The sequence below is a fragment of the Streptomyces sp. NPDC093586 genome (genome assembly GCF_044764905.1).
Taxonomy (GTDB): Bacteria; Actinomycetota; Actinomycetes; order Streptomycetales; family Streptomycetaceae; genus Streptomyces.
This window is the reverse complement of the sequence record NZ_JBIWJA010000060.1, coordinates 21,564-28,991: the sequence shown is the minus strand read 5'-3', so window position 1 is coordinate 28,991 and position 7,428 is coordinate 21,564. Positions and strand designations below refer to the sequence as shown.

Here is a 7,428-nt window from a genome sequence, read left to right as displayed (position 1 = left end):
AACGTCCTCTACCCGATGAAGGACGCGCTGCGCGCCCGGGCGACGGTGGGCGAGGTGTGCAACGCGCTGCGCGAGGTGTGGGGGACGTACGTGCCGACGGATGCCTACTGACTGAGGATTGCCATGCGCACTGCTTACACCGGCCCCAATGCCCCCGTCCGGGTCGTCGTGGCCAAGCCGGGCCTGGACGGACACGATCGCGGAGCCAAGGTGATCGCCCGGGCCCTGCGTGACGCGGGTGTCGAGGTCGTCTACACCGGGTTGCACCAGACTCCGCGCCAGATCGTCGACACCGCCCTCCAGGAGGACGCGGACGGCATCGGGCTGTCCGTCCTGTCCGGCGCCCACATGACGCTCTTCGCCCAGGTCATGGAGTTGCTGAGGGAGCAGGAAGCCACGGACATCACGGTGTTCGGCGGAGGGATCATCCCCGAGGCCGACATCGGCCCTCTCCTCGAACTGGGGGTGGCGGCCCTGTTCACCCCGGGCACGCCGACCCGGGACATCACGGACTGGGTGCACGCGCACGTCGGTCGCCATTCCGTGCCGTCCGCTGCCGGCGGCTGATCGCGACCGCCGCGTTGTCGGCGGACCCCCCGGACGGACTCCGGCCCCGACGGGCACCGGAGCCGTTTCCGCCTGCGGCCGCGGAAACCCCGCCGGCACGACGCTCGCCCTCTTCGACGGCGATCACTCGGGACAGGCTCCGGAGAACGGCTCCGGGCGGCGCCCGCGCGGTGAGCGCGGGCGCCGCCCGGAGCGACGTCGAGGGCGAGGAGAGCGAAAGGACTTGTTTCAGGAAAGGAAGGGAGAAGGAAGCCCTTTCATGGCCTCGCCGTGGGCAACGCTAGCACTCAGCCAGGGATCAGGTCGCGCAGGTTTTCGAGGGTGACGACCCGGGAGTCCGGGTGCAGCCCCTCGGGGCGTTCGAGACCGATGTACGTCACGGGCTCGTCCGGGACCGGCTTGCCGTCCCACAGGTCCACGGCCGTGGGACGGTCGGTCATCAGGCCGGTCAGGTACCGCACCGTCAGGTACTCGCGTTCCACGACGGCGCGCACCGCCTTGGACACCGACACCTGGTTCTCCTCGACCCGGTTGGCCGCGGAGATGCCCTTCAGGTACAGGTGCAGCCACTTCGCGCGCCACCGGCCGTCGTCCTCGCGCCGGAACACCAGCGGCAGCGCCACCCGGCCCGTGCCGCGCAGCTCCGACTTCATCCGCACCGTGCGCGGCTCGAACGGCCGGCCCTTCTGCCCGCCGTCGCGCACCATGAAGCCGAAGAACGACTCCTCGACCTCCTCGAAGCCCTCGCCGGCGTAGATGTCGACCTGCGGGACGATGAAGGCGCCGCGTACCCGGTCCAGGGACAGCTCGATGAACTCGGAGGCCCCGTCGGGTGCTTCGGTGACATCGCCCGAGTGCACACCCGCGACGGTCTTGAGCGAGGTGTAGGACAGCCAGGAGTCGGTGCTGTAGTCGGCGCGGAGAAGCAGCGCCGAGAGGTCGTAGTCGGTCCGCTTCCCGGTCTCCTTCCAGTACACGAAGAAGCGCAGCCGGTCCCCGCCGACCGCCGAGACCGAGCCCCGCGGCAGCACGCCGAGTCCGGCCGCGGACGCCCGGCCGCTGAGCGGGAGGGCCACGTCGAGGACGTCGGGGTCGAGCAGCAGCCGGCCCGGCGCCGGCAGCCTGCGGCGCATCTCCGCGTCGAGGGCGGCGATGAGGCGGTCGCGGTCGGCGGCGGGGACGGGCGGCCGCGTGTCGGGCGCGACCCAGCCGCGGCCCCGGCGGTTGACGAAGATCCGGGGGCCGCCGCTCTCCCGTTCCCGGTTCTGGAGGTGCTCGCGGACCGACAGCACGACCCGGCCGGAGACCTCGGGAGCGGCCCGCACCGCGGCGGCCACCACCGCGTCCCGCTCCTCCTGGCCGGCGGCGGTGCGCAGCAGGAAGTCGAGGGCCCGGAACAGCTTGCCGGGCGCGGACTCCAGCAGCCGCACCGCGCCGGGTACGCCGGACTCGTCGAGCAGCTTCTCGACGCGGCTGTCGAAGGACCGCGCCTCCTTCTCGCCCCGTGCCACGGCGAACACGTCGGCCGCGTGCGGCCAGCGCGGGTACTCGTGCGGGTGGAGCCGCTCGCCGAGCCGCTTGAAGGGCTCGCGGTGCGCGTGCACGTCGGCCAGCTTGGCGGGGTTCGCCGCGACCACGGCGTCGAGGCCCGCGAGCAGCGCACGGCGCACCGGCCGCGGGAAGGCCCGGAAGCGGGTCGGCTCCTGCAGCGTCACGTCGCCGCCCGACAGCGCGCAGGCCAGCCGCAGCACATCGGTGACGGTGTCCAGCAGAAGGTCCGCGCCGGCCATGAGACGCGCCTCGTTGACGACTGCCCGGTTCTCCCTGACCGGGATCGACCCCGGCTGCGGTCCGAGCGCGCACCGATGGGCGAGGGTCTTCAGGTCGTCCAGGTGCTCCTCGCCCAGCGGTGTCGTGCTTCCCGCCAACGCCAGGTACAGGTCCGTGAGTTCGTCGTCCAGGTCCCGCCCGAGGTGCAGGACGGTCACCCGGTCGCCCGCCGAGGCGATCAGCTCGTCCTGCGCCGCGAGCATCTGCTCGTAGGTGTGCTGGTAGCGGCCGTACGCGGGGAGGCTGAGCAGGTCCACCACTCCGTGCGCCAGCTGCGTCAGCACGTTCTCGCGCGACGTGTCGTCGCCGAGCGCCTTCGCCACGCACCGCGTCCAGAACTCTTCGGTGTCCGGCACGTTCGCCGGGAAGTCGATGAAGTACGCGTTGTGCCGGACGTGGTCGCCCACCATCTCGCTCACCGTGCGCAGCGTCCGCCTGGCGGTGTGCACGACCGCGGACCCGGACAGCCCGGACAACCGCTCCAGCAGCTCCGCCGAGAGCTTGAAGCCCACGGACGTCAGCGCCGCGTCGAACTGCCGTGCGGCGGTGGCGCCTTCCCCGGAGGGGCCTGCGGGGGAGGGAACGCGATGGGTGTGCCGGATGACCAGTGACTCGAGTCCGTACGCCATCCGGGGATGATCGCAGAGTTGTGCGAATCGGCGCACAGGAGTTTCCGTACGCGCCCGGGACCGCTCCCGAGCCCGACGGCGCGGCAGGGAGCCGGGACCGGTTCACCGAGCGGCCCGTCGTCAGGGCCCGCCGACCGTCCCGGCGCGGCCGCCGCGGCCGGTGTGCGCGCCGTGCTCCTGCTGGAGCACGGCGCGCAGGACGGCCCTCCGGTCGCCCCCCGGCCGGCCCTCACTCGGGGGGACGCGACGGTGAGCCTTCTGCCCGGCGTCGTCCTGATCGTCGCCGGCGTCCTCGCGCCGGCCCGGCGCGGGGTGGATCCGCGGACCGGGCAGTGAGCCGTGGCCGGGACCGGGTGGCGAAGCGCCGAGCGCCTGAGAGGAAACCACTGGTCAGACGTTTTTGCAGGTCAGGAGGGGGGCGTAACATCGGCGAAACATGAGCCGGGTTGACGTGGCCGGCATGGACCACCACCTGGAACGGCCTCGTGCCGAGTGGGCCCGGCAGATGGCCGACGCACTGCGGCGGCAGATCACCGACGGCCACTTCACCGACGGCATGCTGCCCGACGAACGCGTGCTGGGCCGCCGCTTCGGCGCCACCCGCGACACGGTCCGCGATGCGCTCGCCCTGCTGCGCGGGGAGGGGCTCATCACCCGGCGCCGCGGGGTGGGAACGTCGGTGGTGCTGCCGAAGCACGGACACGGTCTGGACCGGCTGACCGGGCTGGCCGAGGAACTCACCGGGTGCGGCACCGTCACCAACGAGGTGCGGGCCGCGGCGGAGGTGCCCGTCCTGCCCGACGCGATCGCCGCCCGGCCGGAGGTGCCGGCCGGGGCGGGCGGGGTGTACGTGGAGCGGCTGCGCCGACTGGACGGGCTGCCGCTGTCCCTGGACACCAGCTGTCTGACCGCGGACACCGGCCGCGCCGTCCTCGCCGGTGACCTGGCGGGACGTGACGTGTTCGCGCTGATCGAGGAGGCCGCGGGCGAACGGCTCGGGCGTGCCGAGGTGGCGGTGCACGCGGTCACCGCCGCCCCGGGCACCGCGGAGTTGCTGCACATCCAACCGGGGGCGGCCGTCCTCGCCCTGGAGCGGCTGACCCGGCTGGCGGACGGGCGGCCGGTGGACGTGGAGGCGATCCGTGTCCGCGCGGACCGGATGACCCTGCGCACCACCCTGTACCGCACGGAAGGAGGCCGGTGATGGCCGGGCTGAGCGTTCCCGTCCTGATCGCGCTCGGGCTGTTCGGCCTGGTCGGCGGGATCGGCATCACCGCCGTCGGTCCCGGAGGGGTGCTGCCCACGATCGGCCTGTTCGCCCTGACGGGTCTGACACCGGCGGAGGTGGCGGGCACGGCCATCGTCACCCATGTCGCCACCGGGGCGCTCGCCACCGCCGCCTACACCCGGTCCGGCCAGTCGCGTGAGCCCGGCACCCGGCACCCGGCACACGGCCCTCGTCCTGGCCGTGAGCGCCGTCGCCGGGACGCCACTCGGCGTCCTGGTCAACTCGTACGTGTAGAAGGCGGCCTTCGGGCTGGTGCTCGGGGTCTTCGTGGCGGCTGTGGCCTGCCTGGTGTGGTTCCGGGAGCACCGCCGCCCGGCCACGCGGCGGGCGCACCCTTCGACGGCCCTGCTGGCCGGTCTGGGGTTCGGGGTGGCCGTGGCGGCCGGTGTGGTCGGCATCGGCGGACCGATGCCCACCGTCCCGCTGCTGGTGGCCCTCGGGGTGCCCGTGCTGGAGACCCTGGCCTCGGCCCAGGCGCAGTCCGTCGTCATCGCCGGAGCGGGCACCGTGGGACACGTGGCGCACGGCACCGTCGACTGGCCGCTGGCCGCTGGCCGCTGGCCGCTGGCCGCGCAGGTGGGCGTTCCCGAGCTGGCCGGAGCGCTGGCCGGCTGACGCATCGCTCACGCGCTTCCCACCCGCCACCTGAAGTACGCCCTGATCACGACCCTGCTGGCACTCGCCCTGCACGGCTGACCACCCCCCGGCCGGCTCGATCCCCTGGTCGACGACACCGGCGTGACCATGGTGCCGTTCTCCCGGACCGCCGACGGCTTCGAGTTCCGCTTCGGCATCGACCACCTCGGCACGTTCGCGCTCACCGGCCTCCTCATGCCTCACCTGCCGGCCGCCGTCGGCCCGCGCGTGGTCACGGTCAGCAGCGAGGGCCGGCGATCCACCCGAGTCGACATGACCGACCTCGACGCTGAGCACCCCTACCGAGCGGCGTTCGCCTATGTGCAGTCCAAGCGAGTCGATCTCCACTTCGCCATGGAACTGCGGCGAAGGACCCCCGCCCCCGAGATCGCTCGCAAGCCGGTCACCACCTCGGGCGAGAACCAGGGCGAGCGGCCTTCGGTCGCCACTGCGGCCGCGGCTGGGTGCGACTCTTCACCAGGGCGCCGGGGCAACGCCGGCGGGGAGCCGGACTATGGTTTGATCACTTGCGTCGCTTCGGTGTCTGGACTGCTCGACGGTGGTGCGGAAAAAGATTCCGAAGAAGGTGCCGTCGGATGTCGAGAAGCCGTTTCCCGCTCCGACCGAGGGGTGACAGCGCGCCGACGGGGCGTGCGAAATGGGGAGGACACCCGAGATGAAGTACGTCGCGATGATCTACGGCAACCAGGCCAAGTGGGACTCCTTCCCGGCCGAGAAGTGGCCTGAGGCGATCGCCGCGCAGGAGGCGTTCAACAAGAAGTACCGCGAGAGCGGTGAACTCCTCGGCGCCTACGGCCTGGCGGACGCGGCCAACGCCCAGCTCGTGCGCCGCGAGGACGGTGTCCCGGCGGTCACCGACGGCCCGTACCTGGAGACCAAGGAGTACATCGCCAGCTTCTACCTGCTGGACTGCGACAGTCCGGAGCGGGCGCAGGCGATCGCCGCGGACATGCCGTTCGCCGACGTGGAGCCGGTCGAGCTGTGGCCGGTCCTGCACGAGTCCGCGGCGGACGTGTGACCGGCGAGCGCCACGCCGCCGAGGACCTGCTGCGCGAGCTGGCGCCGCAGGTCCTCGGCGCGCTCGTACGCCGCTACGGCGTCTTCGACGCGTGCGAGGACGCGGTCCAGGAAGCCCTGCTGGCAGCTGCCCTGCAGTGGCCCGAGGCAGGCGTTCCGGACAATCCCCGGGGCTGGCTGGTCACCGTAGCCTCCCGCAAGCTGGTCGACCAGATCCGCAGCGACAGCGCCCGTCGGCGCCGCGAGGACAGCCTCGCCCTGGCCACCCCGCAGGCCGAACTGCTCGGCCACGCCGCCGACACCGTGCCCGACGGGGACCGGGACGACTCGCTGGCCCTGCTGTTCCTGTGCTGCCACCCCGCGCTGACGCCGGCCAGCCGGATCGCGCTGACCCTGCGCGCGGTCGGCGGCCTGACCACCGCACAGATCGCCGCGGCCTTCCTGGTGCCCGAGGCGACCATGGCTCAGCGAGTCAGCCGGGCCAAGCAGACCGTCAAGGCGTCCGGCATCTCCCTGGCCGTGCCTGAGGGCGCCGATCTCACCGAGCGGCTGGCCGAGGTGCGGCACGTGCTCTACCTGGTCTTCAACGAGGGGTACACCACCACCGGCGGTACCGACGACACCGGCCTGACCACGCCGGAACTGTCCGCCGAAGCGATCCGGCTCACCCGGATGCTGCACCGCCTGGTGCCCGACGACACCGAGACCGCGGGCCTCCTCGCGCTGATGCTGCTCACCGACGCGCGCCGCCCCGCCCGCACCGGCCCCTCCGGCGAGGTGGTGCCGCTGGCGGAACAGGACCGCGCCCGGTGGGACCGCCGTGCCATCGCCGAGGGAGTCGAGCTGATCAGCCGGACCCTGCCGCGCGGCCGGGTCGGCCCGTACCAACTGCAGGCGGCCATCGCGGCCGTGCACGACGAGGCCGAGGACACCGACACCACCGACTGGCCCCAGATCCTCGCCCTGTACGAAATCCTGGAACAGTTCGGGCCGAACCCGATGGTCTCCCTCAACCGCGCGGTCGCCGTCGCCATGGTTCACGGCCCGGCCGCGGGACTCGACCTGGTCAGGGCACTGGAGGCCGACAACCGCATGGCCCGCCACCACCGGCTGCTCGCCACCCGCGCCCACCTCCTCGAACTCCTCGGCGAACACGGGTCCGCGGCGGCCTCCTACCGCGAAGCCGCCCGCCGCGCCACCAGCACTCCCGAACGCCGCCACCTCAGCACCCGCGCCCACCGCCTGGAGTCCCGCGTGTGACGCGCCGTGACGACGGAGGGGTGGGCGCGGGCGCTGCTGCGCTCGAGGCCGTCCGCCACCCTGTCGTCAACGCCGGGTCCTGCCCGAACACCGCGTGCCGGCCCGCTTCGCCACGCACACGGCCCTGCCGCTCACGCCGAGCGGAAAGCTCGACCGAGCCGCTCCGGCCGACACCCACCC

The 7,428-nt window shown here is 73.0% G+C and carries 6 protein-coding genes; 5 read left to right on the top strand and 1 reads right to left on the bottom strand.

The window, feature by feature from the left end:
- The first annotated feature begins 123 nt into the window (after window positions 1–123).
- On the top strand, window positions 124–567 hold the full coding sequence (locus tag ACIRFH_RS34755) for a cobalamin B12-binding domain-containing protein (RefSeq protein ID WP_403529993.1): 444 nt from the start codon (window positions 124–126) through the stop codon (window positions 565–567).
- A 287-nt stretch (window positions 568–854) separates the two neighbouring features.
- On the opposite strand, the gene ACIRFH_RS34750 is transcribed toward ACIRFH_RS34755, so the two are convergent.
- Entirely contained in the window at window positions 855–3,026 is a 2,172-nt protein-coding gene (locus ACIRFH_RS34750; RefSeq protein WP_403529990.1) for a hypothetical protein, read from the bottom strand.
- Between the two features lie 436 nt (window positions 3,027–3,462).
- On the opposite strand from ACIRFH_RS34750, the gene ACIRFH_RS34745 reads away from it, so the two are divergent.
- The 4 genes from ACIRFH_RS34745 to ACIRFH_RS34730 all read left to right on the top strand — a co-directional run bounded on the left by ACIRFH_RS34745 (window position 3,463) and on the right by ACIRFH_RS34730 (window position 7,248).
- Complete coding sequence (locus ACIRFH_RS34745; protein ID WP_403529987.1) at window positions 3,463–4,230, top strand: GntR family transcriptional regulator; 768 nt, start codon at window positions 3,463–3,465, stop codon at window positions 4,228–4,230.
- Between the two features lie 336 nt (window positions 4,231–4,566).
- Window positions 4,567–4,929, top strand: coding sequence for a TSUP family transporter (locus ACIRFH_RS34740; RefSeq protein ID WP_403529985.1), 363 nt, complete (start codon window positions 4,567–4,569; stop codon window positions 4,927–4,929).
- A gap of 697 nt (window positions 4,930–5,626) precedes the next feature.
- Window positions 5,627–5,989, top strand: coding sequence for a YciI family protein (locus ACIRFH_RS34735; protein WP_403529982.1), 363 nt, complete (start codon window positions 5,627–5,629; stop codon window positions 5,987–5,989).
- Window positions 5,986–7,248: an RNA polymerase sigma factor gene (locus tag ACIRFH_RS34730; protein WP_403529979.1), complete on the top strand. Its 1,263-nt coding sequence runs from the start codon at window positions 5,986–5,988 to the stop codon at window positions 7,246–7,248. The genes ACIRFH_RS34735 and ACIRFH_RS34730 overlap by 4 nt, the downstream gene beginning before the upstream one ends.
- Window positions 7,249–7,428: the final 180 nt, after the last annotated feature.

Excerpts from the sequence above, each read along its gene's own strand:
- ACIRFH_RS34735 (WP_403529982.1), top strand. The coding sequence starts at position 5,627 with ATGAAGTACGTCGCGATGATCTACGGCAACCAGGCCAAGTGGGACTCC.
- ACIRFH_RS34745 (WP_403529987.1), top strand. The coding sequence starts at position 3,463 with ATGAGCCGGGTTGACGTGGCCGGCATGGACCACCACCTGGAACGGCCT.
- ACIRFH_RS34750 (WP_403529990.1), bottom strand. The coding sequence starts at position 3,026 with ATGGCGTACGGACTCGAGTCACTGGTCATCCGGCACACCCATCGCGTT.
- ACIRFH_RS34755 (WP_403529993.1), top strand. The coding sequence starts at position 124 with ATGCGCACTGCTTACACCGGCCCCAATGCCCCCGTCCGGGTCGTCGTG.